We start from the raw sequence: 747 nt of genomic DNA, 5'->3' as shown, positions 1-747 counted from the left end.
GTACAGCAGATTCAGCCCGTCGACCTCGGCGCAGTCACCCAGCGCATAGATATTGGCGTGGGAAGTCTTCAGGTGCCGATCTACTACAACGCCGCGATTGACCTGCACGCCCGCGGCGGCCGCCAGATCGATACGCGGTCGCAGGCCGATGGCCGAGACCACAACGTCGCACGGGATGACCTGGCCGTCGGACAGATACGCTTCGAGGCCATCGGCGACTTTCTGCAGGCGGGTCAGTACAGGGCCGAGGTGGAATTTCGCACCAAGGCTTTCCAGCCCGGCCTGCACCGCTGCCGCAGCGGCGGGGTGCAGCAACATCGGCATGACTTGTTCGCACGGCGCAACCAGTTGCACCTCGTAGCCGCCAAGGATCAGGTCATTGGCAAATTCGCAGCCAATCAGGCCGGCACCGAGCAGCAGCACCCGGCGTTTGCCCGCCGCAGCGGCACGAAAACGCGCATAGTCTTCGAGATCATTGATCGGGAAGACCAGCTCCGCGCCATCGCCTTCGATTGGCACGCGCACGGTTTCTGCGCCCCAAGCGAGAATCAGGTCGCGGTAAGGGACGGCTTCTTCGCCGATCCACAGACGTTTATGACCGGCGTCGATGCCACTGATGCGCGTATGGGTGCGCACCTCGGCTTTCAACTGCTCGGCCATGGCGCCCGGTTCGGCCATGCTCAGGCCATCGGCGTCTTTGTTCTTGCCGAAACCGGTGGAGAGCATCGGCTTGGAGTAAGAGCGGCC

1 protein-coding gene is annotated in these 747 nt (G+C 63.3%); it reads right to left on the bottom strand.

Annotated features, from left to right (window positions below; all coding sequences use genetic code 11):
• Positions 1 to 747: NAD(P)/FAD-dependent oxidoreductase (locus tag BK660_RS29880; RefSeq protein ID WP_123436390.1), on the bottom strand; the 747-nt coding region annotated here is incomplete at both ends.

The organism is Pseudomonas brassicacearum (assembly GCF_003732265.1).
Classification (GTDB): Bacteria; Pseudomonadota; Gammaproteobacteria; order Pseudomonadales; family Pseudomonadaceae; genus Aquipseudomonas; species Aquipseudomonas brassicacearum_D.
This window is presented reverse-complemented; position numbering and strand designations above follow the sequence as displayed.